Origin of the sequence: Sphingomonas flavescens (assembly GCF_030866745.1) — a bacterium.
Classification (GTDB): domain Bacteria; phylum Pseudomonadota; class Alphaproteobacteria; order Sphingomonadales; family Sphingomonadaceae; genus Sphingomicrobium; species Sphingomicrobium flavescens.
In genome coordinates, this window is record NZ_CP133016.1 from 818,679 (window position 1) to 844,023 (window position 25,345).

Sequence of the window (25,345 nt, forward strand, 5' to 3'; positions counted from 1 at the left end):
GAGCCCGGCCGGTTGGCCGGGCCCACCTCCAACTACCAGCGCGACCGCAGGCCGACACTAACAACACGGCCCAGCGGATTCCCGGAGAACGGATCGTACCCGCCGTTCGTATTGTTATAGAACGGCGGCTTCTTGTTGCCGATGTTCACGACGTCCAGATAGATCGTCGCTTTCGGCAAGAACGTCAGCCGGTCTCCCGGAAGTTTGAAATCGATGTGGCCGTCAAAGGTCGTAAACGCCTTCACCGGGTCGCCACCGCTCGGCACACCACCGGTGATTACTACCGGGTTGATCGCGTTGCCGCTCCAGTTCTTATATTTTCCGGTGTGATTGACGTAGAGCACGCCGCGGACCGGCCCCACGTCGACCCCGACGTTACCGCGCAAATCAAGCTTGATCGATGGGAACGTCGTGTTGAAGCCGGTAGTGTTCAGAACGCTGAACTTGGGACCTGACCCGAAGCTCTGGTCAAACTTCGTTTTGTAGGAAACCGACAGGTCAACATCGACGCCACCCCAACGCGTATTGTGCCGGTAATAAGCTTCGCCATCGATGCCTTCGGCCGTCAGGTTGAGCACGTTCCCTTGCTGGAAACTGTAGACGTAATAGTAGGTCCCGGTGATCGTTGTCGCGATCGGCCGACCCGCGAGCAGGGCCTGGAGCGCTGGCGACGAGCCGGTCACGCCGCCGGGGAACAGCGTCAGTCGTGACGGATCACCAAGCACCGCGAAGGCTGCCTGGGGCGCCGTGATCCCACCCTTGATTTCGTTATGCCACCAGGTGGCGCTCAGTCGAAGTCCGTGCAGCAGCGACGGAAGGATGTCGCCACCGAGAGACCACGTCCGTCCCTTCTGCGGCTGCAACGCGGCGTTGCCGCCATTGAGCTGCAGTCCGCGGATGGCGGCAGTACCGATGGTGCATGTAGTCGTATTGCAGACCACACCCGGAATGCTGGTGACACTGGGGTAGGTAGCGATCGGAACGGCCAGGTTGGTCGGGCCATTGGCGACGTTCGTTTCCGCCGTCGTTCCGAGACTGTCGGCGCCGTAACTCGTCAGGGCCGGGGCAACGAATGACTTCGCCCAGCTGCCGCGGAGCCGCACCCCGCGAACGACTTCCCAGTTCGCGCCGATCTTGGGATTCTTCGTCGATCCAAAGTCGCTGTACTTGTCGTACCGACCAGCAAGATTGAGATCCAGGCTGTAAACGCCCGGCACGTGCATGTCGGCGTTGATGACCGGGATGTAGACCTCCGCGAAGGCAGACTTCGTGTTCCGCTTGTAATCGAGGTGCAGGTAGGTCGAATTGGTGCTGGCGCGACCGAGCCCGTTAGGACCCGTGCGCGTCTGACCGATGGTGTAGTGCATATATTCGCCGCCGACGGCGAGCTTCAGCATTCCCGCCGGCAATTGCAGAACATCGCCGTTCACTTGTGCGCGGAATTGCTCGAAACCTTGCTTGGTATCCTGGTCCACGGTCGAGTCCGTCAGCGCCTGACGGATCGTCGCCGAGGTCAGATTGGCGCCGCCAAGGCGCCAGACATCCAAAGCGTTTGCCGCGGTAAGCGGGCTGGCGGTAACTGACTGGCCCGAAGGCAAGGAAACCGGGCCGCCGTTCAAGGCGAGGACAGCGCAGCTTGTGCAAAGCCGACCGACGTCGCGAGAAATGCTGTCACTTTCCCCGATGACAAGTCCGGCGCTCGCCCGCCAATTCTCCGAGAATTTATATTCGGCGTGCGGGTAAACGTACCAGATCTTCTCGCCGGCGCGGTTGTAGGCGCCCGGGCCGAGCAATTGATCACCGGAAAAGCGAACGGTGTACGATGTGGCCGTCGTTCCCGGCACGGTGACGAAGAATGGATTGATGCTCGCGCCCGCTGGCGGCGTGCTGCCAGGGCCGTAAACGGTGGTCTGGACCGCGGTGCCGCCGGACGCCCGCGACGTGCGCGTGTAGTCCGTCAGGTTGGAGTAGACGAAGTCGACGCCAACCGTGAGACTGTCGCCGACCTGTTGCTCTCCCTTGAGCAGGAAGTTGTTTCGCTTTTCGTCAGGCAGCAGGTCCGAATATTGGTTCACGTCGCAAAAGGCGTTGGCCTGGGCATTCGACACCGGATTGCCGTACGTGGTGCCGTCAGACCGATATACCGTCGAACCAATTTGAATCGTCGCCGGATCGCAATTGAAGCTGCCGAGGTTGGCGCGATTTTGCGCAGTGACGGAGCTCAAATCGATTCCGGCTGCCTGAGCTTCGTCGGCGTTGAACGCGTCGAGGTAACTACGTGACCGGTAAGCAAGCGCGCTGCGATGCGAATAGTTGTAAGCCCCAAGGAGCCACCCGCTGTCCCAAGTGCGGCCGGCAACAATGCCGCCCTGCTGGGTACGATAATTTTTCGCGAAACCGACCTGCCCGCTGACTTCCACTCCGTTGAAACGGCGTCGCGTGATGAAGTTGATAACGCCGGCGACCGCATCGGACCCGTAAACCGATGATGCGCCGTCGGGGAGGACCTCGACGCGCTCGATGGCGTTCGGCGGAATGATATTCGGATCGGCCAGAGCGTGGTTGACGCCCGCCAGAGGAAAGCGGTGGCCGTCGATGATGATCAACGTCGAATTGCTCGCGCTCGCGCCAAGGCCGTGAATTGTCGGCGCATTGGTGCCGGACGCATCCGCGGAACCGAACGCACCCTGGCCGGCGCTACCAAGGCCGACCACGGCCGGCACCGTTTTCAAGATCTGCTGGACGGTTTGCACGCCAGTTTGCTCGATCGCCTGGCGCCCAACGCTGATCAGATTTGAACCGACAGGCGCCACGCCGCGGATGCTCGTTCCGGTAATGACGATCGCATCGGTGGGCGCATTGGTCTGGGCAGCTGCTGCGGGCGCGGCCGTCTGCGCCGCCTCGACAGCGTCGCTGGACTGTTCGGGGGCTCGGTCGCCGGCGGTCGCAGGACGTACGCCGCTGCTCGTGGGGGACGCTGATGGTACCGGCGGCGGGGGTGCAATCGTGGCCTGTGCAAATGCCGGTGTGGAAAATGCAAAGGCGAGCGAGATGACGGAGCACCCGCATGCCAGGGCATGGTTCAATTTTTTCACAAGTCCCTCCTGTAAAACGAATTCACTGACCGGCGCTCAAACCCCCTCGAGTTCGACCCGGCGAACGTCACCGACGATGAAAATGTAGGCCCCGGCGCCCACCAGGCCGAGCACGCCAATGTAGGCGAGCGCGCCGTAGAAGGAGCCGGTGTTCTGGACGACGAGACCGACGACGATCGGCGTGATGATGCCCGCAAGATTGGCGCACAAGTTGAACACGCCGCCCGTCAGTCCGATCATGGAACGAGGCGCCACGTCGGAGATCAGCGTCCAGCCGAGATTGACCATGCCTTGGCCGAAAAAGGCGATCGACATAATCGCGATAACGACATTGTTGTCGGTCACGTAATTGGCCGCGATCATTGTCGAACACATCAGCAGTCCGGCCACAATCGGTAGCTTGCGTCCAAGCGTTGCCGAGCCTGTGCTGCGAATGATTTTGTCGGAAACGAAACCGCCAAAAAGCACGCCGATGGACGCCGCGATATAGGGCAAGGATGCCGCAAAGCCGGACTTGATCCAGTCCATGTGCCGCTCTTCGGCGAGATAACTGGGAAACCAGGTCAAAAAGAAAACGAGCGTCGAATTTCCGCAAAACTGGCCGATGGACGCCCCGAGGATCTGCCGCTTCGACAAAAGCTTCATGATGTTGGCCAGCGTGAAGGGAACGCGGTTTACGCTCTCGGTCAGCCCTCCGCCCTCCGTGATGACCCGGTGCTCCGCTTCGCTAAGGCGCCGGCTGTGCTGCGGATCGCGGTAGAGCGCCCAGAAGACGACCCCGTAGAGCGCGCCCAATCCGCCCACGATAAAGAATAGCGAACGCCATCCCCAGCTGGCGACGATCCATACCAGCACCGGGAGCATGAAGCCGACGCCGACATACTGCCCGACGGAATAGACCCCGGTCGCGCGCGCCCGTTCGGTCTGCGGAAACCAGTTGTTGAGAATGCGGCTGTTCGACGGATAGCAGGGCGCCTCCGCAAGCCCGAGTGCCAGGCGCATCGAGAACAATCCGGCGACGCTCGACATGAGTCCGTGGGCGAAAGTCGCGAGGCTCCAGAGGATCAAGCTGCCGGCATAAGTGAGCCGAACACCCAATCGATCAAGCAAGGCTCCGCCGGGGATCTGCGCGAACGCATATGTCCAGGAAAAGGCGGAAAAGATGAAGCCCATCGTCGCCGCGGAAATGTGCAGCTCATCGGCCATGGCGGGCTTCGCCACACTCATCACCGACCGGTCCAGGTAATTGAGCATGGTGGCGATCGTGACGAGCGCGAGAACAATCAAGCGAACGCGAGATTTCCCGTCGGGCCGAGACCTCTGTGCATCACCAGAAACAGCTGTCACAGGCAATCAACCCGAAGCTGATGCAGGCGCGATGCGGTCGCGTTTGCACACGCCGGCTCGGCGCGCTCACTACGATCCAAAGTCTCTCTCCCCATGCGACGAAACTCTCATTCCGCCACGAATCGACCATATCCCGATTCATCGGTCGTGCAACGAAAATGTAGAACAAAAAACGTAATCAGCGGCTGACGGAGTTGAGCTGTTGCAAGGCAAGCACAGGCCCGCGAGCAGACGCTCTCCAGCTTCAAATTGATTTGCGCTACACCAAGCAGACTTCGGTCAACTCTGTCGTCACGTCGTGACGTGAGTGACCTTTTGTCCTGGCGAGTAGATATCCATGATGTTCCAGTGACCAGTAGTCGGCACCGGAGCATTCTCCATGACGACGTCCAGGACGACCGGACGGTTGCTTGCGATTGCCTGCTGGAGCGCCGGTCTGAATTGATCAGCGCTTTCGATGGTGACGCCTTCGACCCCGTACGCCCTGGCCATTGCCGCGAAGTCCGCCGAATAAGGACAGCCGTCCTTCTCGAATACCGTGCCCAACGTCGTGCCGAAATGCGCCTTCTGAAGCCCGGCGATGGTACCGAATGCACGATTGTTCATGACCACCCAGACAACAGGGATGTCTTCTTCAAAGGCGGTCGCGAGCAACGAAGGATTCTGCCCGAAACCGCCATCCCCGACGAGTGACACGACGACGCGATCGGGGGCTGCGATCTTCGCGCCCAGTGCCGCCGGCGCACCGAAGCCCATTGTCGCATAGCCGCCGGGTGTAAGGATTGATCCCGGGGTGTAGATCGGAAACTGCTGGCCCACGCCGTTCTTGTTCCAGCCGACGTCGGTCGTGATGATCGCGTCGCGCGGAAGCACAGCGCGCGCGTCGGCCAGGATTCGCTCGGGACGCATTGGGAACTGATCGCTGCAAGAAGCCTCGTCGTTGGTCGCCGCAAATTCCCGCCGGTACCGCTGAATTGAATCACGCAGTTCAGGATTGTCGCGTCCAGCCGGATACAGCTGGCGGGCCGCACGATTGAGCGCGATAAGCGCCTGCTTCAAATCCGCGATCGCGCCGATCGTAGCCGGATAGTTGCGGCCGATTTCTGACGGATCGATGTCGATGTGGATCAGCTTCGTTCGCGGAATGTCGAACGTATAGTCGCTCTCCCATGAACTGCTGTCCGCTTCCTTGAAGCTGGTGCCGAGGCCGAGCAGGACATCGGCATTGCGGCAGGCGTCGTTCACGAACTGCGTGCCCCAGAAACCGGTCATGCCAAGCGTCATCGGATGATCGTCGGGGATTGCGCCTTTGCCCATCAGAGAATGCGCGACAGGCATGCCCATATGGTCGGCAAACGCCGCGAGTTCTTCGCTTGCGTCAGCGATCAGGACTCCGCCGCCGGCGTAGATGACCGGCCGCTCCGCATCGCCAAGCGCCACAACGATCCGCTTGGCAATTTCCTCGTCGAGAGCTGGCTTCGCGACTTCGGTCGTGTGAGGCTTCACACGTTCGAAGAGGTCGACGTCAATCTCCGCGGAGAAGATGTCCATCGGCACGGACACGAGGACGGGTCCCGGGCGCCCGCTCTCGGCGAGCTGAAAGGCTTTGGCGACAATCTCGGGGAGGAGGTCTGGCCGATCCACCCGCCAGGCTCGCTTCACGAACGGACGGTAAACTTCCCATTGCGCGGCGTCGGCGTGCAGGTTGATTTCTTGGTGCGGATGCTTGCCATAATAGTGGCTAGGGACATCGCCCGCGATAACCACCATGGGGATGGAATCGAGCGCCGCATTGGCAACGCCTGTCGCAGCATTGGTGAGACCCGGACCGAGGTGTGACAGGACAACCGCGGCTTTTTTCTTGATGCGCGCGTAGCCATCTGCCGCATGTGCCGCGATCTGTTCGTGGCGGACATTGATGAACTTGATCGGGCTGTTGGTCAGCGCGGTGAGGACAGCAATATTCGTGTGACCGCAAAGTCCGAAAATATGTTCGACGCCGCGGTGCTCGAGATATCTGACTAGTTGATGGGAGACGAGGTCCTTCATGATTTGCTCCGTCCGGCCGCCGAAGCGGTTTTCGAGGATTCGAGCGACCGACGCTGCGGGCCCGTGTAAGTGAATGGAATGTTCTTCGGCATCGGGCCTTTGATCCGGCCACCTTGCTGCATCTGCTCCCAGGCGTGAGATAGAATGCCGACCGATCGCGAAAGGATGAACAGGCCGCGGCCCATTGCCGGCTCAAACCCCAGCTCGCTGAAGATGACCGCTGTCGAGCCATCGATGTTCATCGGAATCGGCTTGCCCTTGTGGCGGGTCAGGACCGCTTCGACGGCGCGGCCAATCGCAATGTACTCGCCGGTGATTTCTCCGGCATCCGCCAGATCCTGGACCATTGCGAGCAAAGGCTCGGTCCGCGGATCGACGGGATGCCAGCGGTGCCCGAAGCCGCCGACGATCTTGCCGTGCTGCTCCCGATATTCCGGAAGGGCTGCTTCGACTGCCGACTCAAGGTCACTACCGGTGGTCATGTGCGACCGGATGATCTGGTAGAATTCCATGCATTGCTGACCGGCACCGCCGTGCACGTCCGCGAGCACGTTGATTGCCGAAGCCATGGCGTTGTTCAGCTCCGCGCCGCAACTGATGGCCATTCGCGAGATCGCGATCGACGGCGCGTGCGGACCGTGGTCCACCGAGGCCACCAACGCGGCTTCGAGCAACCTTGCCTGCCCCGGGGTCGGCAGATCGCCGCGAACCATCAGCCAGATCATCTGCGGAAAGCTGATCGCACCAATCAAGTCCTGGACCGGGTATCCGCGAATATCGATTTCGCCGGGATGGATGTCGATGATCGACGTGCTCCACCACCGCTCGGCGCCCGCGACGATGTCTTCCGCCGTATCGCTCATATCGCAGAAACCTTCCGAAGTTCGGCGATCTCCTCGGACGAGTAACCAACCTCGCCGAGGAGTTCGTCAGTATGTTCGCCGAGGCGTGGCGGTGCCGAATGAATCCTGCGCGTTTGGTCGGCCAGCCGATAACCGGCCGTCACAAGCGACAGCGGTCTGCCCAGGACCTCAAAATCTTCGAGCTGCTCGACCAACGCGCGCGACCTGATCTGCTCCAGATCAAGTGCAGACGGCACGTCCAGCACGCGGCCCGCCGGAACACCCGCCGCATTGAGAATCGTCTCCCAATCGGCGGCGGACCGCGTTCGAAGACTATCTGCGATCTCCGCCGTGAGCGCCGCGCGATTGCGCTTGCGTTCCTCGCGGTGAGCAAAACGCGGATCTTCAACCAGTTCGGCACGGTCGAGAAGGCTCATCAGCGTCACGAACTGTTCCTGCTTGTTTGCGGCGATATTAAGCAGACCGTCGGCGGTCTCGAACGCGCCCGAAGGCGCGGCGGTGAAATTGTCGTTCCCCATCGGCACGGGTCGTTGACCGGCGATGAGATAATTGGAGACGACCCAGCCCATGGTGGCGAGCGTGGAGTCGAGCATCGACACGTCGATGAAGGCGCCCTCCCCAGTTCTGCCCTGCCGAACCAGCGCGCTGGCGATGGCGAAAGCCGCGGTAATGCCTCCGATGCTGTCACACACGGGATAGCCGACACGCAGCGGCGCACTTTCCTCATCGCCCGTAATGCTCATGACGCCCGAAAGGCCTTGAACAATCTGATCGTAAGCCGGGGCGGCGCGCATTGGGCCTTCCTGCCCAAAGCCGGAGATTGCGCAGTAGACCAGCTTGGGGCTGACTGCTTTCAATTCTTCATAGCTGACGCCGAGCCTGGCCATCACCCCGGGCCGGAAATTCTCGACAAGGACGTCCGCCGTTTCCACTAGGCGGCGGAATGCGACTTTGCCTTCGTCGGCCTTCAGGTTGATCGTCACCGATTTCTTGTTGGCATTTTGCGCGAGGAAAGACGCGCCCATCAGCTCCGCGCTGAGTTTAGGTGAAGCCCCGAGTTGCCGTGCAAGGTCGCCCGTTCCCGGAGTCTCGACCTTAATGACCTCCGCGCCCAGCAGTGCCAGCTGATAGGCGCAAAACGGCCCGGCCAGGACATTGGTCAGATCTAGAACGCGCACCCCCTCAAGCATCGTCAGCGCCTGATAAACGGGTTCGGCACGTCGAGATCGCTCGACAGCCAGACGGTCTTGACGTCCAAATAATCCTTAATCGCGTCGGGGCCGGATTCACGGCCGATACCCGAGCGTTTGAATCCCCCGAAGGGGGATGTGAAACTCGTTGCGCGATAGTTGTTTACGTAAATCGTTCCGGCTTTGAGGCGGTCCGTGACGTACATCGTGCGCTTTAGGCTTTGCGTCCACACGCCGGCCGCGAGCCCGTATGCGATGTCATTGCCGATGCGCACTGCATCTTCCTCATCGGTGAACCGAATGACCGATAAGACCGGACCGAAGATTTCCTCCTGCGCCACCCGCATGCTGTTTTCGACGCCGGTGAAGATCGTCGGTTCGATGAATTGGCCGGAACCGATTTCCGACCGCGCCTTGCCTCCATAGGCAAGCGTCGCACCTTCCTGCTTCGCAAGCTCAATGTACGACATGATTTTGTCGAACTGCGGCTTCGTGGCGACGGGCCCGATCTGCGTCGTCAGATCCGCGGGGTCTCCGATCTTCGCATCGCTGATGAAGTCGATCAGGCGCCGCACGACTTCATCGTGAATGCTATCCTGTACGAGGAGGCGCGATCCGGCCTGACAGGTCTGGCCCGTGGCAGCGAAGATGCCGGAAACGATGCCCTTTACGGCCTGATCGAGGTCAGCATCGTCAAAGACAATGTTCGGCGACTTGCCGCCGAGCTCCAACGTCACGGTCTTCAGGCCGCGCGCGGCAGCCTCGTAGATTTTCTGACCCGCAACTTCGCCGCCAGTGAAGCCGATGTGAGCGACGCCGGGATGCGCAACGAGCGGCTCGCCGACTTCCTGTCCGAGCCCCGTTATGACGTTGATCACCCCTGGCGGGATTCCCGCGTCGGTAGCGATCGCGGCGAGTTCGATCATCGATGCGGACGTAAATTCGGAGGGCTTGATCACCGCGGTGCAGCCAGCGGCCAGCGCAGGCGCCAGCTTCCAGCTCGTCAGTGTAAGCGGCGAATTCCAGGGAGTGATGATCGCCACCACGCCTTTGGGCTCGAAGACAGTGTAAGCGAACACCCCGTCCTTGTCCGTCGGGATGACGGCGCTTTGGACCTTGTCCGCAAGGCCCGCGTAATAATGAAAATAGTCACCGAGATAGCGAACCTGCGCGTTCACCTCAGCAGCAAGCTTGCCGTTATCTCGCCGTTCGATTTCAGCCAGCCGGTCGGCATTGGCCACGATCGCGTCAGCGAACTTGCGCAGCACCTTTCCCCGCTGCGAGGGCCGCAGCCGTGACCACGACGCGAAGGCCTCCTTCGATGAAGCGACCGCCGCGTCTACGTCGGCGGAAGTGCAGCGCGCAATTTGCGCCCAATCCTTGCCGGTAAAGGGGTCCTGCGTAGCGAAATACTCGCCGCTGGCGGGCGCCTCTTCGCGACCGTCGATGTAGGCACCATATTGCCGCGACGCAGCCCCATGCGTCGCGCCATCGACGCCCGTTGGCGAGTTAACCGTTGCTGACATTCTCTCCCTCACCCCTACGGATATTGTAGTACATTATTTCTGTCGAGTCGGAATTTTGCTTTTTAGGCGGCGTGTGCGGAATTCTCGACACAAACCCGGCGGGTTCATAAAGCAGGAAGATATGGCCACTTCTCGCGTGCAAGGCAGCCGTCCCCGGAAAATCACCCGGCGTCCGACTGAGGAACTGAAGACCCGGCTCCATCAGTCGCTCGCGCGCGACCTCGGCTCGAAAATTCTGTCCGGTGAATACTCGCCCGGCGAGAGTTTGCCCGGTGAAATCGCTGCGAGCCAGCAACACCAAGTGTCACGCAACGCCTATCGCGAAGCCGTGCGAATTTTGGCCGCAAAAGGACTGGTCGAAAGTCGGCAAAAGGCTGGAACGCTGGTGACCGAGCGGAGCCGCTGGAACCTGCTCGACCCGGACGTTTTGGATTGGGCGTTATCGAATGATCCGACGCCCGAGTTTCGTGCCGCCCTGTACGAACTACGCGCGATTGTGGAACCGGCCGCGGCGTCCCTTGCTGCGCTGCGGCGGAGCGATCAGGACCTTGCCGCAATGGCCAGCGCGCTGGAGGAAATGCGAGTCAACGAACCCGATAGCCCAAGCGCGGAACAGGCGGACGAACGCTTTCACGCCGCGCTGTTCACGGCGGCTGGAAACGACGTCCTAAGCCGTCTCGCAAGCATCATTGCCGCTTCGGTGAAGTTCATTGCCGAATATAAGCGGGAGCAGCACATCGACCGCGACACGTGGCCAGACCACAAAGCCATCTTCGACGCCGTTAAGGCGCGTCGGTCTGGCCAGGCGCACAATGCGATGGAACGCCTGATCGCGCATGCCCGCGAGGACACTGAAACTGCCGATTCGATCAGGCCGAAGCGTGTGAGGAAGTAGCTCTATTTGGCGCCGTAATGGGCCACGAGAAATTGCTGAATCCGCTTGTTGTCTTCAGGCGTGATCTGCATTCCGTGATCGATCATCCGATCCATGGTTTCAGCCCAATCGGATGCATTCTTATTCGCGGCGGTGACCTGATCGACCGCATGGCATGACGAACAGTGCTTTTCGAGCAGCGACGTGTCGTCATTCGTAGAAGCAGCGGCCGCCTTTGCAGGCGCTGCCGATGAGCCCTTTACGGTGCCATGCGCGACCGCCGATCCCAGCAGAAGAAGAGAAGCGACAACCGAAGCCGCGGGAATGGAGAGGGTCAGGCGCATGTCGTAGCTCTTCCGTCGTTCACTTGGCCAACTGCAGAAATTTGGTCATGCGGGCGCGTGCTAGCGGCGGCAAGCTTCCCAGATTTGCGACGATGGCGGGGCGGTTCACCGCGCTGCCGACTTGAATGAGCCCCACCATGCCCATCGCGGTATGGGGCAAGCATTTGTAGCCGTAGAGGCCCGCACGAGAAAACTTGACGGTTACGTCCTGGTTGATCGCTCCCTGAAACGGCGATGCCCCGGCAGGCATCATGTTCCTGATGCTCTCAACATTGTGCGTTTTGTCCTTGGCCACGAAACGCACCGTGTCACCTGGCGCAATCTTCAGGAAAGCCGGCGTGAAATCCATCGAGCCGTTGGCGCCGCGGTTGACCATATCGACGCGCCATTCCCGGGCCGCAGCCGGCGAGTTAGCGAACAAAATCGCCGTCACGGCGAACAGAATGTTTGATACGCGCACTATCGAAACCTCATCGCTTGGCTGGGCATCTATTGATCGGCGCCTGAGCGACCGCTGAACAATTGTGGGACATTTCAGCGACAGAAGGGCTTTGCGCCCATCACCGACGCGATGCCGCCGGCGATCAGCTTCTGGAACTGCTGCGCACCCATGAAGCCGCCATCCGCCTCATATGCGCGCGCGTCATGGCCAAGGGTCGTGAGCCACGCCTTGCCGCCATCATAATATTGGCACCAGGCCACCGGATGAAAGCTGCCATGGCCCGGATGGCGCCCGACCACCGACGGCAATCGCGGCGGAAAACCCAGCGGAAATGCACCGCCAGGAGGACGCGGCTGTTCCAAGGTCGCACCATAGCTTTTCTCGTCGACGGTGGCGAGGAAGCGCACCTTTGTCGGGAACGGGACGAGGTTGTACCATTCGTCGCCAAATTCCCACCGCGCGGGCAGACCTCGAGTCGACGCATCGTTCTTATCGACCATGACAACGTCAGCTTTCCGGAATGGGCCGTGATCGTAGAAATTCGTGCCCCCGAGAAGCCCCTCATACCAAGGCCAATTGTACATCGTGCCGAACGCATTGTGGATGCCGACGAAGCCGCCGCCGGCGCGTAGATATTGCCGCAGTGCCGTCTTGCCATTGTCGTCGAGTGCATCGCGCGAGGTCGAGACGAAGACCACGGCATTATAGCCGCTCAGATTCACCATCTGCGCCGGATCTTCGGTGTAATCTATCGCCCAGCCGTTATCGGCAGCAATGCGCTGCATTTCGCGCTGGATAATGTTGTCCGGTCCAAGCATCGGGTTAAGACCGCTTCCCAAGGCCTTGCCCAAGGCTGCATGCCGCGGACCCGCAGTGCGGGTGAACAGGAGTATCCGATATTTGCTGGTGGGCTCACGCTTCCATTGGTGAAAGCATTTCGCGTCGACACCGCGGCAAACGCCATAATCCGGATTGCCAAGATTGTCGTTGATCGAGCCGCCCGGATTTCCATTCTGCGCCCAAGCTGGAGCGGCAATCGCTAAAGCGGTCACAATCGCCGACAGGCTCGCCTTCATGATCAATTCCCCTGCGGCAGCGCGAACACGGTCAGCTGATCGCTTTCGATGGGCGTGCCGAGAAAGCTGCCTCCCGTAGAAACGATCGCTACATACTGCCGGCCGTTGATCGCATACGTAATCGGATTGGTGTGGGCGGAAGCGGGAAGCTTGTACGTCCACAGCTCGCGGCCGGTTCTAGTATCGTAGGCGCGGAAACGGGCGTCGTCCGTCGCGGCAATGAAGGTCACGCCGCCTGACGTCGTGATGGGGCCCCCGATCGATGGCCGGCCCGTCGCTTGCTGGCCGCTCGGAAGATTGTCCGAGATACCGTGCGGCGAACGCCACACGATCTTTGCGGTGTTGACGTCGATGCCAACCATTTCTCCCCACAAACCATTTTGACAAGGCATGCGGGTTTTCGCGTCCCAGAAGCGCCCGTTGAGCGGACCACGATTGGCGAAGAACCCTTTGCCGTCGGGAACAATTTGCTGAATCTGCCCAAGGGCAAAAGCATTAACGACATAAAGGCCAAGCTTGGGATCGTACGATCCGCCGGCCCAGTTTACGCCGCCGAGCGTGCCTGGGAAATACAGGCCGGGCCGATTGTAGGTTGGCGGGTTGAACGGCCCGCCGAGCGCCAGCTTGCCGACAAGGTCGCGGCAGAATTGTTCGTGTTCAGGCGTTACTTTGGAGATTTCGGCGGCGGTCATCGCCATCCTGGAAAGCGGCTCCGGCGCGACCGGAAAAGGCTGCGTCGGGGATGCGATTTCTCCGGGGACATCGCTTGCCGCGACCGACCGCTCTTCGACACCGAAAATGGGCTTTCCGGTGCGGCGGTCGAGAATAAAAACAAGGCTGTTCTTGGTGACCACGACAATTGCCGGAATTGTCTGCCCATTGTGCCGGACATCGACGAGGGTCGGCGGCGCTTCTGAATCATTATCCCAGATATCGTGATGCGCGACCTGGAAATGCCAGAGGTAGCGGCCGTTGCTGGCGTCCAGGGCGACGATCGAAGAACTGAACAGGTTGTTGCCGGGACGATCGACGCCGATCCGGTCGCTCGTCGGCGCGCCGAAGGGCAGGTACACAATGCCGCGCTGGGCGTCGACCGTCATCAATCCCCAGACGTTGGTGCCGGAACGATTATGGCCGCTGTTGTTCGCCCAAGTGTCTCCGCCTGGCTCATTGGAGTCCGGCGAAGAGCGAAACTTCCACAACTGCTTGCCGGTCCGTGCATCCCAGGCTCGCACGTCACCGCGCGATCCTCCGATTGCTTCGCCAACCGCTGAACCGGTAATTACGATGTCGCGATAGATAATCGGTGGAGAGGTCAGCGAATAAGGCTTGTTAAGACCACCGACCATGACGTCGGGCGTCCGCAAATTCACGACACCGTTTTCGCCGAACCCAATTGAAGGCGCGCCGTCCGACAGCCGGATCGACCGCAGCTTTCCGTCGCTGGTTCCGAAAATCAGTGCCGGCGGCGATGTCTTGTCGCCGGGATAATATTCCATGCCGCGCGTCGCCGGGTTCACACCCTTCGGAAGTTCGTGCGCCCAACGCTCCGCACCATTGGCAGCATCGAGCGCGACGATCCGCCCGTACGGCGTTCCCACGACCATCACACCGCCGATCACCAATGGGATCGTCTCGGATGCGTTGAAGCGGCCGTTCGAAAAAGGATTGAAGCCGAGACCACCGCCGGCTCCGCCCGGCCCGCCCGCTGGCCCAGGCACGCCCGCACCCTGCCCCGGGCCACCGATCTGTTCGGCCTGCGCCTGTTGTCGCTCGGCGGAAGTCGGCGCTGCTGCCGTCGTGCCTGCCGGCTTCATGTGGAACGTCCAAGCCGGCTGCAGTTGCGCGACATTAGCCGGCGTGATCTGGCTGACTGGAGAGTGACGGGTTTCGCCACTATCGAAACCGACCGTCGGCCAGTCCGCGTTTGCAATCGGCGCCGAGGACATGGTGGCGCAGGCCGAAAGTGCCCACGCCAGGGTGCAGACGCTTCCGGCGCGCAACAACGAACCGGGACCGGCAAAACTTTTCATTCAGCGCCCTTCACAATCTCATCGCCGCCACCGTAACCTGGTGCCGACGCTCTCCCACTGATCAGTGCGGGTCGATTGCTCGCACCCGGCAGCAGGGTGGTCAAGTATTTTGTCGTACATTATAAGATAAGTTGAATGCGGAGGTGCGATGACGAGCCTGGGTCATGTCAACATTCGTACGCAAGATCTCGACGCCAGCGTATGCTTCTATCGTGATGTTATCGGACTCCGGCCGGGGCCTGCAGCGACCCGCCCGACCTCAGCCGATCACGTCTGGATGCATGACGACGCGGGCAGTCCTTGCATCCACCTGCAGCGAGCCCTCACCGCACAGGGCTGCGATCCCAATGATGGCCCGGGTGTGCACCATGTCGCGCTGAACTGCACTGGTCCCGAAGGTTGGCGTGAAAAGCTGGCCGCACTCGGCGTGCCGTTCCGAGAAATGTCATTCGAGGCCGCGAAGCTGTTGCAGTTCAATCTTGAGGATCCCGATGGGGTCAGGCTCGAGATGCTGTTCGCACAGCCGTGACCCAATATTCTCTCGCTCAACTGACCGTCCTCGAAGCGTCACCGCCCGAGCTGATCAAGATCGCAGCGCATGCCGGCTACGACCTCGTGGGGTTACGTCTGCTTGAGGTGACCGGTGGAGACGCGTGGCCGCTGACGACCGACAAGCATCTGCGACGATCTACGAAAGAAGCGCTGCGCTACTTCGGACTTGGCGTGCTTGACGTCGAACTCGTGCGGCTCACGCCTGATGTCGACGTCTCGACTCTGCGTCCCACGATCGAAGTTGCCGCCGACCTGGGTGCACGGCACATCCTGACGCAAGCGCACGATGACGAGTGGGGCCGCCTGTGCGATAACTTCGATCGCTTGTGCGATTTGCTCGCCGGCTATGGCCTGACCGCTGACTTAGAGTTTCTGACCTGGACGAAAATGAAAGGCGTGAACGACGTCCTCCGCCTGCTCGAAAAAGTAGACAAAACGAATGTCGGCGTCACCGTCGATACGCTGCACTTCTATCGGTCCGGCTGTTTGTTGGACGATCTCCAGCGCGTACCTCCTGAATTGCTGCATTTCGTGCAGGTCTCCGACGCTCCCGCTTGCGCGCCTTCGTCGACCGAGGGTCTGATCCGTGCCGCCCGCGGGGAGCGGCTCAACCCCGGCGAAGGGGAGTTGGACCTACTGGGTCTGTTCAGGACGTTGCCCGAGAACATTCCTGTGGCCGTGGAAATTCCTAATACGGGCCTCGCGAGCAGGATGCCCGTCGAGCAGCGTGTCCGCGATGCGCTCGATGCCACCAAGGCGTTGGTGGCGTCCGCCCGGAGGGTGCAGTCTTCGTCGATCAGTCCAGTTCAATGATCCGCGATTCGCGCGCCGATTGAAACAGCGCTTCAATAATTCGGAGGGTGAGCAGCGCATCCTCGATGGGCCAGTGCGGCGCGGGTTCCTGCCGGAATAGGGCTGAAAAGCGCTCGACCTGAAGCCGGTACTGGTTGACCGGCTCGAAGATCTTGGTGCTCGTCGGAAAGTTGGCCACGCTGCTGCTGTCGCCGATCGTTACGCTGCAGCCCGCGGGGCGGGCTTGCGCATAGGGAAAATCCGCGCGCATCCAGCCTTCGCTGCCAAGAACCGAAAAGTGCTGGTGAGTTGCCCAGGCCGATGTGCCACCTTGTGAGCTCACAACAAAGCTCGCCTGGGCATCCCCATAGTCGAGCGTTGCCGTGACAAGGCGGTCCACCTTGAACACCCGATCAAGATCCATGACAGCGCTAACGCGCGTGGGGGCACGACGGAAAACCGCATTGCAGGCGGCGATGACGTATACGCCGAGATCGTACGTCGCGCCGCCACCCAGCCCAGGCTGATTGCGAATATCCTGCGGGTCGAGGAATTGCTTTGCGATTGTGCCTTGGACCGCGAGCGGCACACCGATCGATCCAGCATTCAGTTGGTCGGCTATGAAGCCCCATTGCGGATGACTGCGGAAAACCAGTGCCTCTTCAATCAGACCAACCGTCTCGTCGCGGCAGCGAATGAGCTTTCGAACATCATCGGCGGTGAGACATAAAGGCTTTTCGCAAAGTACCGCCTTGCCCGCCCGCAAGGCCTGCCCTGCCCACTCGACATGAAGCTGGTTGGGTAGAGGAATGTATACGCAGTCGACATCAGGGTTGGAGAGAAGCTCAGCGTAGGTCCCATAGGCTCTCGGAACCCCGAACTGTTCCGCCACAGCCTGCGCGCGTGCGAGATCGCGCGAGGCAATGGCGATGCATTCAGCCCCCGATGCTTGCGCAAGTGCAGGGATCGTGCGCTCGACCGCAATATTCGCCGTCCCGAGGACGCCCCAACGGACGGCGCGATTCAATCAAGGCCGCTTTTCGTTACGTGCCAGTCCGGAGCCCGGCATAACGTGCAGGCGCGTCCCTTGAACATTGTTGCCGCTGAGGCCCTGCCCTTCAACTGCCAATCAAGCCAAGCCACTGCGATATCTGAGAAGAAGCCCCCATTGCGCTGACCGTAGGTGCCGAGGTGAGTCATTTTGTCCTGCCATGCGCCAAAAACAGGAATTCCCCGTTCACCCAAGCGCTTCACGTTGTCGACGCTGGCAAGGTGGGCAATGTCGTTTTGCGGATCGCCAAAAATATAGGCCACCGGCGTGTGAATGCTGGCCAGCACTGCGGCGGGATCGGCCGGGTTGTTCGGGATCATCCCGACCCCGCTGGACCAGATCATCATCGTCTTGATGCGCGGATCTGCAGCCACGCCCAAGGCCTGCACGCCGCCACAGGATTGGCCCATCACCGCGATCTTCGAGGTGTCGAGGCGATGGTAATAAGGACTTCCCTTTCGATCATTCTCCCGGATTGCCCAGTCGATAGATTCGACCAGCTGCTCCTTGGTCGTCGTTCCCGGCGCCCGGCGCGCGCTTGCCGCGCGCTGTTCTGCCGTTGGTGGAGGGGGTGGCGGCGTTCCTGGTGCGCGAACCGCCGGGTTCTCCTGCGGGCCTACTTCCAGCTTGTCGTTGGCCATGACCCCATTCGCGGCGATGAAATAACCGTGGCTCGCGATCTCCGTAAGAAAAAAGCGAAAGCGGTTTCCGGCATTGATACAAGCCCCGTTGCCCCAAGCTATGATCGGCAGCTTGCCAGCGCGCTGCAGATCCTTGGGATAATAAAGAACGTGGGCCGGAAGCCCCTGATCGGTTGCCATCACCGCCTTGAAGGCTCCCGTGCCGAGCGCCTTTCCGTAAGGTTCGACCGGCTGGCGTCCGAACGGAAGCGGGCGCCCGTCGGCGTCCTTTTCTGCACCTAGCACTGGAGCCGGCGGCAGCGGCTGCGCCAGAAGTGAGGACTGAGAAATCAACGCCGCGACAAAGCAGACGATCTTTTTCATGGTCGGATTTTCCTTTCAGCGTATGGCCCGTGTCGAAGCTCGCGGCCTTCAGTCCCGCGGGCGCGGAGCCTCGGCAGGGGCAATCGATTTCGCCGGGTGCGCAGCCAGCCAATCCATGCGCTTCAGGTTCATTTGCTCGATCTTCGCGCTGTTGCCGAACAATGCGTAGCTCGGTCGACTCTCGCTGAACGCAGGCCACGCAAACAGGTCTGTCGATGGAGTCCCCTTCTCGGCGATAGCGATCAAGGCGCCGGCCATGATGTTCGTCAGCTGCCGATCCCAGGCCATCGGTGCGCGGGTTGTGCGCAGCGAATTGTAACTGTCCAGCGTATCGAACCAGTATGGAACGTCGGCGGTATGATAAGCCCCTACGGTCGCGACGTTCTGATCCGCAAGCACGACTCCCGGCGCGTATGGATGCTTGTGCGTAAAGGTATCGATGAATGTCGGCGACTTATTGTATTTCGCCTTCACCGCCGCGCAGGTCCGGCTCGCCTTCATCATACCGTTTTCCATCGCGGCGCGATGCGCCATTGCCGGGACGTCGGCGTCGCTCTTTGCGGGAAACAGCCGCAGGAATGCGTCGGCATCCGCGCCGTACATCTGCCGGGCCGTCGCCTCATACTCGGCCACCGTTTTAGCTTTTGTCAGCGGCGACTGGCCGGAATCGAGATCGTCACCGTTTGAACTCGCGATGATCGGAACGTCGCTGGCCTGCCCCTTGGCGAATGCGTCTTCCTTGGTGCCCGTCCAGAAGTATCCGTCGATCATCGGCCTCGAACGAATTCCCTGAACGTTGGCCCCAACCTGCGTCTCGGCCTGCAGTGCGAGGATCTTGTCCGCCGGCACATTCCTCATCGCTGCCAGGTTCGAGACCTTCAACCGGCGCTGCGCCTCGAGCCCAACTTGTTCGGCCTCGGCGAGCGTCTGCGGCGTGTTCTGCCCCTGCGTCGTAAATCCACAGGCGCTGGAGAACATCGCGGCCTGAAACAGCCCTTTGGATAGGGCACTGGTATATTGCGCAGCGACCGATCCCGCGCCGAACGACTGGCCGGTCAGCACCACCTTGTCGGGATCGCCGCCAAACTTCGCGACATTGTCCCGGATCCAGCGCAACGCGAGATTCTGGTCGAGATAGCCGTAGTTCCCCGAATGACCCCCCTGCTCGGCGGTGAGCTCCGGATGAGACATGAAGCCGAGGAGTCCAACGCGGTAGTTAAAGTTGATGAATACCGCGCCGCGCTTGGCCATGTTGGTGCCATCGTAATTGGCCATCCCGGAAGAGCCGATGGTGCCACCCCCACCGTAAATGAACACGACGACCGGCCGCTTGTCGCCGGCCTTCGCACCCGCCGGCGTCCATAGATTCAGGTACAGGCAGTTTTCGCTGCTCGGCTCCTCACCAAAATAGTGATTGATATCGTGAGGGCGAAGCACCTGAATGCATTCAGCGCCCTTGCGGTCGGCGTTCCAGGTTCCGGTCCAGCTGTTTGGCTCCGGCGCCTTCCACCGCAGATCGCCCACCGGTGGTTTTGCGTAAGGGATTCCGAGGTAAGCCTTTACTTCGGGAGCGACTTGCGTCCCTGACACCAGACCAGAAGTTGTGCGAACGGGGTCCCCAGCCACGGGAACCATCGCACCGCTGGCGATCCCATGCGCCAAACACACCGCAGTCGCGCCGATCAGCCGAAAACGCCAAGCAATCATTCGAGTCTCTCCACAGAAACTCGTCACAGGCTAGGCCCGGCGTTGACAATAGCAACAGAAAATGTCGGACAATAAGCGTGTCGGTATTATTTCAGTGGCTAACCGCACGCTCGTCCGTCATTTAAGGGAAGCTCAGCTCATTAACTGATGCATTCCGGCTCATCTTCAGTGTCGAAATCGTCGGATGCCACCAGGGCCGAATGTCATGCTTGTCTCCGCCCTGATTATTGCTCGCCGTAACTCGAAGAGCCTGAAAGCCGACACTTCGCTGATTTGCCGGATGAGGGAAGCGCCGACATGCTAGACCGGTAGCGACACACATTCGAAAGGTTAGCGCTGTACCTTCGTATTGTGCTGCACACGCAAGCGCGGTCTCGTCAGGAGCCAACAATGTTTCATTATCGTCTCTTCGGTCACGACGGTGGCGGTAATTTCAACTTGGTTTCGGAATTTAGCGCAATCAACGACGCGGATGCCGCAACGATCGTCGAGCAATCACGCGTTCGGCCTCTTGAACTGTGGCAGGCGACCAGAAAGGTCAGACTTTGGTCGTGACCGGCTCGTTCTTGGCGTACCCGATATATGCGACTGTTTTCCCGCAACGGGTGGAAATGCTGACTATTCAACGAGAGTCGATGCGTCCTCGCGTAATCTCTAGAGACCGTCCTGCCTCAATTCTAGCTCGGCGATACGGAGCCTTATCCGTTCAATGTTCTCGGCGGTCGTCTGCCGTGTAAGCTGGCCTTTTTCGTTATCGTCAAAATGGCTCGTTGTGCCGGTTTTCAATTTGCCAAGGAGCACCCGAAGGCACGTAATTTCGTCTGGCCGGTTCTGAGTGGTCATGCCGTACTCCGAGGCAGGCGCTCAGCGACGCTCAACTACGAGTGCAAACAGCTGATCAAGATTGTGCTGGGCATCTTGAACAACCGGGTTATCTGCATTGCCTGCGAGCGAAAGCGGTTTGCTCATGATGTCATGCAAGCCCTTCGTCTCACCGTCTGTGAGCAGCCTTCGCTTGCGTAGAACGATGGCCAAGCTCAGGATGCCGTTGAATGCAGCAACATCGAGCGCTTCCTGCGCCTCCAACATCTGCTGCGCGGTGAGATCATGCTCCCGTTCGCTCACGCAAGCTTCTCCTTCATGTCATTTGGACGCGAACTGATCAGTCTCCGCGCCGAACTCCTGCTTGGCATGCGCTCGTGCCGCCATCGCGCTCTTGAACAGCTCAGGCTGCAAACTTGAAGTTACGAGAGGATAGTTCTGCGAATTGAACCGCGTTGTCCTGATGGTGATCCGAAACATTCCGTCTTCGTCCTTGGTGATCAGGAATGGTGCTACGGGGGTTCTGGACATAACAACCTCTCATAATGGGCTGACAATTCGCAGCCGACAGAGCGGCACGAATGCATTAGCCCTTTACCGAATGGCTCAGGCCGGAGGGGTAAGGGCGGATGACGGGCATCCGCCAGTTTTTGTTATGCGTTCTGCAGGTTCACTGCCGATGTCTTGCCCCGCCGGTCAGTCTCCAGTTCATAGGAGACCCGTTGTTCTTTGTTGAGCGTTGCCATGCCCGCGCGCTCGACCGCCGAGATATGGACGAAAGCATCGCTACTGCCGTCTTCTGGGGCAATGAATCCATAGCCCTTGTCATTATTGAAGAATTTGACGGTTCCGGTGATCATGATGGGTTTCCTTTTATCCCATGTGACGGGCATGCGCCAAAAGCGGCGCATCCCGGCGTCTTGAAGCTAGAAAGGGACAAAGGGAGGAGCCGAGGCGGCCCATCATCCGTCGCAGGCGACGTTCAGCAGAACCCTACATAGTCTACCAACTCAAAATTGAAAGAAGCCGGGGCGTCTAAATATGCGTGGGCGATCGAACGGGCTCTTTCGTCGCCCTTTGAAGTTAGGAACGGTCAATCGACGATTTGCGTGATCCAGGGAGTCTCTGGGTGCTACACCATTCGCAACAGGCGTGGTGCGCTGGTGCAACGCTAGAAACTGGTTGGGTTTTCAAAAAGAAGTTGACCAGTGAGGGTGAATCCCCGCGGCATCCAGTTCGCCTTTAGATACACTGAATCGATCCCGCCAAGCGGCGGAGAGCAAGGCAGTAATTGTGCGCTTCGGGTGGAAAGCTGACGTTAGGAGATTCCCGAAATTGGGCGTAATGAGCATCTATTGCCGTCTTCAGTCTCAGCCTGACGGTGACAGAGAGTGCTTGGAAAGCTCCCGCTGAATTGGGAGCATCGAACATGGCCTCCGAGAATCCGAGAAGCGGCAACGCGCGAGCGCACCGGTATCCGAAGCTACGCGTCGTTCGGTTGCTGTCGAGAGACGAAAAGAGACGCCGAGACCTAGTCCTGAGGTGCGCTTGGTTGCGCTTCGGCACCACCGAAGCAGGCATAGTGTTTCTCAATACGGAGAATGATGAACTGGGCGGGCGGCCTTTCCAGGTTGCGGTGGGGAGCGATGGCGGCCTTTCACTCGTGACGGCCCTCATTGGGCGTATGCCGATCCAGCCTTCGAGTGGCACTTATGAGTGACTTCCACGCAAGACCGGTCGGCAATCGGCGAAACGCCTTAGAAGCGCCGGAGCGTTACTCATCGCGACACATAGTTCTCGGTCAGCCATTCAAGCTAGGCAACGACCCGGACGTATATCCCGCCGGATGCTATGAAGTCGAAACGGCAGAGCGAGCTTTAGAGGCCGGTATTTCGACAGCTTATGTGCGGGCATCAACGACGCTGATTATTCCAACAAAAACTGGGACGGTGTCTCGGCAGGTCCGCGCCTCCGACCTCGTTGATGCCCTTGAGCGAGACAGAGAATTGAGCGTGTCAAAATCCGACGAGAGCCCAAATCGAGACCTGCTTAGGGATTCGCCCAAGGGGAGGACGTCGTGAACCCCGAGCTCGAAGCTTCGGCAAGAGCCGACAATGACCGGTACGTTCTACAATCCTGGCATGAATGGGACGTCGAGGAGGGCGAAAGGCGCATCGTCCTGTGTGTCGAAACCGCGTTAGAGCTTCGTCCGGGTTTTCCAGGCTTTGATAGCGACAAGTTGGACGTGTTGATTGCTGATGCGACCGACATGATGCACGCCAGCCCCAGCCCAATCGACGCGATCCGGATTATACCAGAGAAGCGCTAGGGCAACTGCGACGATGACCTCCCCGACAAAAGAAGAGTTCCTGAACAATCTTTATCGGATGAAACGCGATTGCGTCGCGTTCATGGAAGAGGCCAAGCGTCGCGGGGATGACCGGGAGGCCGCTGAGTTCAAAGAACATCTAGAGCGCGTTGAGTCCATGATCGACCAGAGTGGAGGCGACCCCGACGCGTGTAAGGCAGACAGAAGTAGCTAGGACGCGGCATCTTCCGCGGTCCGTTTTACATGCCGGCTCTAACAACTCATTTTAATTAGCCCTTGTGGCGAGGAGAACGGCTCGGAGCCCTTCTTCTGATCGCGATAAAAGCGATTGTGATCGCGGGCACCAGAAGCACCAGAACGTCTATTACTAAGCCAACGATGTCTCGAGTCGATAAACTGGTCTCTTTTCTCTGCGCTGTGCGGCCGAGATTGCATCTTGCGAATAGTATCCCGCGACTGAACCTTCGTCAGCCGCTCGGCTTGGGTCACGGCCGGCGCTAGCGGCCATTCCAAGGGATGTGCCACGTCGATCATAAAGGTAGTTTAGATTCATTTCGGTTCTCCCGTGAGCAAGCGGGAGCGCCGTTAGGTCTCTCAGCCGGACGGATGCTTAACAACAGGCACGTCCGATAGCGCTAAGTATCACATCCTGTGCGCCTGACCTAATGTCCAATTTGGGTCGAAAGCGGACACTAGCGCCTGCCTGAACGAATCGCCGTTTTCGGGATCACCAACTGCGCCGCCGAATGACCGCGAAGGGCGCAAACCTGACGTTAGGATGGCAGCGGGACGCAAATTTCCCAGTGATTTGAGTGCCCATCATATTCGTGCCGGGTGCGCCAGCCGGTCAGATACGTGTGTGCGGGACGAAGTCCCCAAGGACGCAGCTTGGTCCTGGGATGCCGCTGGTCCGGTCGACCGAGCGCACGATGTCGCCGCGACAATATTGCGTGCCGAGCGGCTGGAAGACGAGAATGTCGTTCCACCCGAAGCCGCAATGCGGGCCGAGCGAATTACTGTAGATCACGCGGCCACTGCCGGAAAGCAACGTATGCCGATCGCCTTCTGCGGTCCGCAGACCGGACGAAGGTTCGACGGAAATGCATTGCTGCGCCGGCCCCGCGGTGCGACCTGCAAGCTCTGGTGACGGTCCGGGGAACGGTTCAGGTGCTGGCGCAGTACAACCAGCGATCAGGCTCAGCAGGATCAAGGGAGTCGGCCGCATGCGGCTGCCTATCACCAAGGAGCCCCCGCCGTCGATGCAATCAGCCGTTGACGACCGCAGCTTCCTCCGGTGCCGCGAAATGGCTCACGACCCAATCGTGGAACTGGCGAACACCCCGCCGCTGAAGCGCGTTTGGCGGGCAGGCGAACCAATAGGCGTAGGGACTTGCGGCAGTCTGGTTGAAGATGCGCACCAACCGATCGTCGGAAGATGAATTGAGGTGGCTCTCCAGCATGAAGGCCACGCCCAAGCCAGCGGCAGCAGCATCGAGAATGAGCTGGCCTGCGTCATAATGCGTGATGCTGGCCGGACGGACGCCCGGGAAACCCGCCGCCCGGCACCATTCGTCGAACGCGCCCGGCATTTCGCGGTGCAGCAGGATCGGCAGGCGTCGCAGGTCCGTTGGCGATCTGACTGGCTCGCGTTCCTCGAGCAATTCCCGCGAGCCGATGGCGACGATTCGCCCCTGCTCCAGTGCGCGGGCGTAGTAACGGTCCGGGATGGCATCGGTGATGACGATCGCCGCATCGACGTCGCTATCGAGACGCGGAAGGCGATTGGCGCCGGTATCCACGTCGACGATCAACTGCGGGTGCAGCTGCCGGAGCGAGGGGAGCGCCGGAACCAGCCGCTGGGCGGCGAACAGCGACGGCACCGCGATCCGGATCCGCGTAGAACGCTGGTCCTCGCTGACCCGCTCTACCGCGGTGGCGATGGCATCGAGGTGCGGCCCGATTTCCTCGAGGAAGGCGAGGCCGCGCTCATTGAGCTCAACGACATTGTGGTGCCGACTGAACAATGCAGCGCCGACAAACTGCTCCAGCGACTGAATGCGACGGGTCAGCGCGGGGGACGACAGCGCCAGTGCGTCGGCGGCGGCCTTCAGCGAGCCAAGGCGCGCGACCTGGACGAATGCCTGGATCGATCCGAGGGGCGGCAATCTTCGCACCGAGTCGACCTCCGACGTTGTGCAGTGCAACATCGTAGGGACCGTTTCGCGCGTAGCGCAAGCGAAAAAGGAGCC

The 25,345-nt window shown here is 60.2% G+C and carries 23 protein-coding genes; 4 read left to right on the top strand and 19 right to left on the bottom strand.

What is annotated here, in order from left to right:
• Window positions 1-32 precede the first annotated feature (32 nt).
• The 6 genes from QU596_RS04175 to QU596_RS04200 all read right to left on the bottom strand — a co-directional run bounded on the left by QU596_RS04175 (window position 33) and on the right by QU596_RS04200 (window position 10,070).
• Window positions 33-3,095 carry a TonB-dependent receptor domain-containing protein gene (locus QU596_RS04175; RefSeq protein WP_308517342.1) on the bottom strand — a complete coding sequence of 1,021 codons (3,063 nt, stop codon included), beginning with the start codon at window positions 3,093-3,095 and terminating at the stop codon, window positions 33-35.
• A gap of 36 nt (window positions 3,096-3,131) precedes the next feature.
• Window positions 3,132-4,382, bottom strand: a complete 1,251-nt coding sequence (locus QU596_RS04180) for an MFS transporter (RefSeq protein ID WP_308517343.1) — start codon at window positions 4,380-4,382, stop codon at window positions 3,132-3,134.
• 351 nt (window positions 4,383-4,733) lie between these two features.
• Window positions 4,734-6,491 (bottom strand): thiamine pyrophosphate-binding protein, encoded by a 1,758-nt coding sequence (locus QU596_RS04185; RefSeq protein WP_308517345.1) that lies wholly within the window; start codon window positions 6,489-6,491, stop codon window positions 4,734-4,736.
• A complete protein-coding gene (locus QU596_RS04190; protein ID WP_308517346.1) occupies window positions 6,488-7,354 on the bottom strand; it encodes a citryl-CoA lyase in 867 nt (288 codons plus the stop codon). The genes QU596_RS04185 and QU596_RS04190 overlap by 4 nt, the downstream gene beginning before the upstream one ends.
• Window positions 7,351-8,544 carry a CaiB/BaiF CoA transferase family protein gene (locus tag QU596_RS04195; RefSeq protein WP_308517347.1) on the bottom strand — a complete coding sequence of 398 codons (1,194 nt, stop codon included), beginning with the start codon at window positions 8,542-8,544 and terminating at the stop codon, window positions 7,351-7,353. The genes QU596_RS04190 and QU596_RS04195 overlap by 4 nt, the downstream gene beginning before the upstream one ends.
• A 2-nt stretch (window positions 8,545-8,546) precedes the next feature.
• Window positions 8,547-10,070, bottom strand: coding sequence for an aldehyde dehydrogenase (locus QU596_RS04200; protein ID WP_308517348.1), 1,524 nt, complete (start codon window positions 10,068-10,070; stop codon window positions 8,547-8,549).
• Between the two features lie 121 nt (window positions 10,071-10,191).
• Between QU596_RS04200 and QU596_RS04205 the strand changes: the two genes are divergently transcribed.
• A complete protein-coding gene (locus tag QU596_RS04205; RefSeq protein ID WP_308517349.1) occupies window positions 10,192-10,965 on the top strand; it encodes a FadR/GntR family transcriptional regulator in 774 nt (257 codons plus the stop codon).
• Between the two features lie 2 nt (window positions 10,966-10,967).
• Here QU596_RS04205 and QU596_RS04210 read toward each other — a convergent pair whose 3' ends face one another.
• From QU596_RS04210 to QU596_RS04225, 4 genes are all read right to left on the bottom strand, one after another.
• Window positions 10,968-11,288, bottom strand: a complete 321-nt coding sequence (locus tag QU596_RS04210; protein ID WP_308517350.1) for a hypothetical protein — start codon at window positions 11,286-11,288, stop codon at window positions 10,968-10,970.
• Between the two features lie 19 nt (window positions 11,289-11,307).
• Window positions 11,308-11,721: a pseudoazurin gene (locus tag QU596_RS04215; RefSeq protein WP_308517351.1), complete on the bottom strand. Its 414-nt coding sequence runs from the start codon at window positions 11,719-11,721 to the stop codon at window positions 11,308-11,310.
• Window positions 11,722-11,822: 101 nt separating this feature from the next.
• Window positions 11,823-12,806, bottom strand: a complete 984-nt coding sequence (locus QU596_RS04220) for a ThuA domain-containing protein (RefSeq protein ID WP_308517354.1) — start codon at window positions 12,804-12,806, stop codon at window positions 11,823-11,825.
• A 2-nt stretch (window positions 12,807-12,808) separates the two neighbouring features.
• Window positions 12,809-14,839, bottom strand: coding sequence for an outer membrane protein assembly factor BamB family protein (locus tag QU596_RS04225; RefSeq protein ID WP_308517355.1), 2,031 nt, complete (start codon window positions 14,837-14,839; stop codon window positions 12,809-12,811).
• A gap of 148 nt (window positions 14,840-14,987) precedes the next feature.
• Here QU596_RS04225 and QU596_RS04230 point away from each other — a divergent pair, with 148 nt between their 5' ends.
• Window positions 14,988-15,368, top strand: coding sequence for a VOC family protein (locus QU596_RS04230; RefSeq protein ID WP_308517356.1), 381 nt, complete (start codon window positions 14,988-14,990; stop codon window positions 15,366-15,368).
• Entirely contained in the window at window positions 15,365-16,204 is an 840-nt protein-coding gene (locus QU596_RS04235; RefSeq protein ID WP_308517357.1) for a sugar phosphate isomerase/epimerase family protein, read from the top strand. Before QU596_RS04230 ends, QU596_RS04235 begins: the two co-directional genes overlap by 4 nt.
• Here QU596_RS04235 and QU596_RS04240 read toward each other — a convergent pair.
• From QU596_RS04240 to QU596_RS04270, 7 genes are all read right to left on the bottom strand, one after another.
• Window positions 16,188-17,210, bottom strand: coding sequence for a Gfo/Idh/MocA family protein (locus QU596_RS04240; RefSeq protein ID WP_308517359.1), 1,023 nt, complete (start codon window positions 17,208-17,210; stop codon window positions 16,188-16,190). The genes QU596_RS04235 and QU596_RS04240 overlap by 17 nt on opposite strands.
• Complete coding sequence (locus QU596_RS04245) at window positions 17,207-18,238, bottom strand: alpha/beta hydrolase family protein (RefSeq protein ID WP_308517360.1); 1,032 nt, start codon at window positions 18,236-18,238, stop codon at window positions 17,207-17,209. The genes QU596_RS04240 and QU596_RS04245 overlap by 4 nt, the downstream gene beginning before the upstream one ends.
• A 48-nt stretch (window positions 18,239-18,286) precedes the next feature.
• On the bottom strand, window positions 18,287-19,945 hold the full coding sequence (locus QU596_RS04250; RefSeq protein WP_308517362.1) for a carboxylesterase/lipase family protein: 1,659 nt from the start codon (window positions 19,943-19,945) through the stop codon (window positions 18,287-18,289).
• A gap of 654 nt (window positions 19,946-20,599) precedes the next feature.
• Complete coding sequence (locus tag QU596_RS04255) at window positions 20,600-20,788, bottom strand: hypothetical protein (protein ID WP_308517364.1); 189 nt, start codon at window positions 20,786-20,788, stop codon at window positions 20,600-20,602.
• A gap of 21 nt (window positions 20,789-20,809) precedes the next feature.
• Window positions 20,810-21,070 carry a hypothetical protein gene (locus QU596_RS04260; protein ID WP_308517366.1) on the bottom strand — a complete coding sequence of 87 codons (261 nt, stop codon included), beginning with the start codon at window positions 21,068-21,070 and terminating at the stop codon, window positions 20,810-20,812.
• 18 nt (window positions 21,071-21,088) lie between these two features.
• Window positions 21,089-21,298: a hypothetical protein gene (locus QU596_RS04265; protein ID WP_308517369.1), complete on the bottom strand. Its 210-nt coding sequence runs from the start codon at window positions 21,296-21,298 to the stop codon at window positions 21,089-21,091.
• 122 nt (window positions 21,299-21,420) lie between these two features.
• Window positions 21,421-21,627, bottom strand: coding sequence for a cold-shock protein (locus tag QU596_RS04270; RefSeq protein WP_308517373.1), 207 nt, complete (start codon window positions 21,625-21,627; stop codon window positions 21,421-21,423).
• Window positions 21,628-22,844: 1,217 nt separating this feature from the next.
• On the opposite strand from QU596_RS04270, the gene QU596_RS04275 reads away from it, so the two are divergent.
• Window positions 22,845-23,096 carry a hypothetical protein gene (locus tag QU596_RS04275; RefSeq protein WP_308517375.1) on the top strand — a complete coding sequence of 84 codons (252 nt, stop codon included), beginning with the start codon at window positions 22,845-22,847 and terminating at the stop codon, window positions 23,094-23,096.
• A gap of 847 nt (window positions 23,097-23,943) precedes the next feature.
• Here the strand turns inward: QU596_RS04275 and QU596_RS04280 are convergent.
• Both QU596_RS04280 and QU596_RS04285 read right to left on the bottom strand, forming a co-directional pair.
• On the bottom strand, window positions 23,944-24,321 hold the full coding sequence (locus tag QU596_RS04280) for a hypothetical protein (protein ID WP_308517379.1): 378 nt from the start codon (window positions 24,319-24,321) through the stop codon (window positions 23,944-23,946).
• Window positions 24,322-24,361: 40 nt separating this feature from the next.
• On the bottom strand, window positions 24,362-25,303 hold the full coding sequence (locus QU596_RS04285; RefSeq protein ID WP_308517383.1) for a LysR substrate-binding domain-containing protein: 942 nt from the start codon (window positions 25,301-25,303) through the stop codon (window positions 24,362-24,364).
• Window positions 25,304-25,345 lie beyond the last annotated feature (42 nt).

Excerpts from the sequence above, each read along its gene's own strand:
- QU596_RS04245 (WP_308517360.1), bottom strand. The coding sequence starts at position 18,238 with ATGAAAAAGATCGTCTGCTTTGTCGCGGCGTTGATTTCTCAGTCCTCA.
- QU596_RS04200 (WP_308517348.1), bottom strand. The coding sequence starts at position 10,070 with ATGTCAGCAACGGTTAACTCGCCAACGGGCGTCGATGGCGCGACGCAT.
- QU596_RS04205 (WP_308517349.1), top strand. The coding sequence starts at position 10,192 with ATGGCCACTTCTCGCGTGCAAGGCAGCCGTCCCCGGAAAATCACCCGG.
- QU596_RS04230 (WP_308517356.1), top strand. The coding sequence starts at position 14,988 with ATGACGAGCCTGGGTCATGTCAACATTCGTACGCAAGATCTCGACGCC.
- QU596_RS04185 (WP_308517345.1), bottom strand. The coding sequence starts at position 6,491 with ATGAAGGACCTCGTCTCCCATCAACTAGTCAGATATCTCGAGCACCGC.
- QU596_RS04270 (WP_308517373.1), bottom strand. The coding sequence starts at position 21,627 with ATGATCACCGGAACCGTCAAATTCTTCAATAATGACAAGGGCTATGGA.
- QU596_RS04250 (WP_308517362.1), bottom strand. The coding sequence starts at position 19,945 with ATGATTGCTTGGCGTTTTCGGCTGATCGGCGCGACTGCGGTGTGTTTG.
- QU596_RS04220 (WP_308517354.1), bottom strand. The coding sequence starts at position 12,806 with ATGAAGGCGAGCCTGTCGGCGATTGTGACCGCTTTAGCGATTGCCGCT.
- QU596_RS04285 (WP_308517383.1), bottom strand. The coding sequence starts at position 25,303 with ATGTTGCACTGCACAACGTCGGAGGTCGACTCGGTGCGAAGATTGCCG.
- QU596_RS04255 (WP_308517364.1), bottom strand. The coding sequence starts at position 20,788 with ATGACCACTCAGAACCGGCCAGACGAAATTACGTGCCTTCGGGTGCTC.
- QU596_RS04195 (WP_308517347.1), bottom strand. The coding sequence starts at position 8,544 with ATGCTTGAGGGGGTGCGCGTTCTAGATCTGACCAATGTCCTGGCCGGG.
- QU596_RS04225 (WP_308517355.1), bottom strand. The coding sequence starts at position 14,839 with ATGAAAAGTTTTGCCGGTCCCGGTTCGTTGTTGCGCGCCGGAAGCGTC.
- QU596_RS04280 (WP_308517379.1), bottom strand. The coding sequence starts at position 24,321 with ATGCGGCCGACTCCCTTGATCCTGCTGAGCCTGATCGCTGGTTGTACT.
- QU596_RS04210 (WP_308517350.1), bottom strand. The coding sequence starts at position 11,288 with ATGCGCCTGACCCTCTCCATTCCCGCGGCTTCGGTTGTCGCTTCTCTT.
- QU596_RS04190 (WP_308517346.1), bottom strand. The coding sequence starts at position 7,354 with ATGAGCGATACGGCGGAAGACATCGTCGCGGGCGCCGAGCGGTGGTGG.
- QU596_RS04265 (WP_308517369.1), bottom strand. The coding sequence starts at position 21,298 with ATGTCCAGAACCCCCGTAGCACCATTCCTGATCACCAAGGACGAAGAC.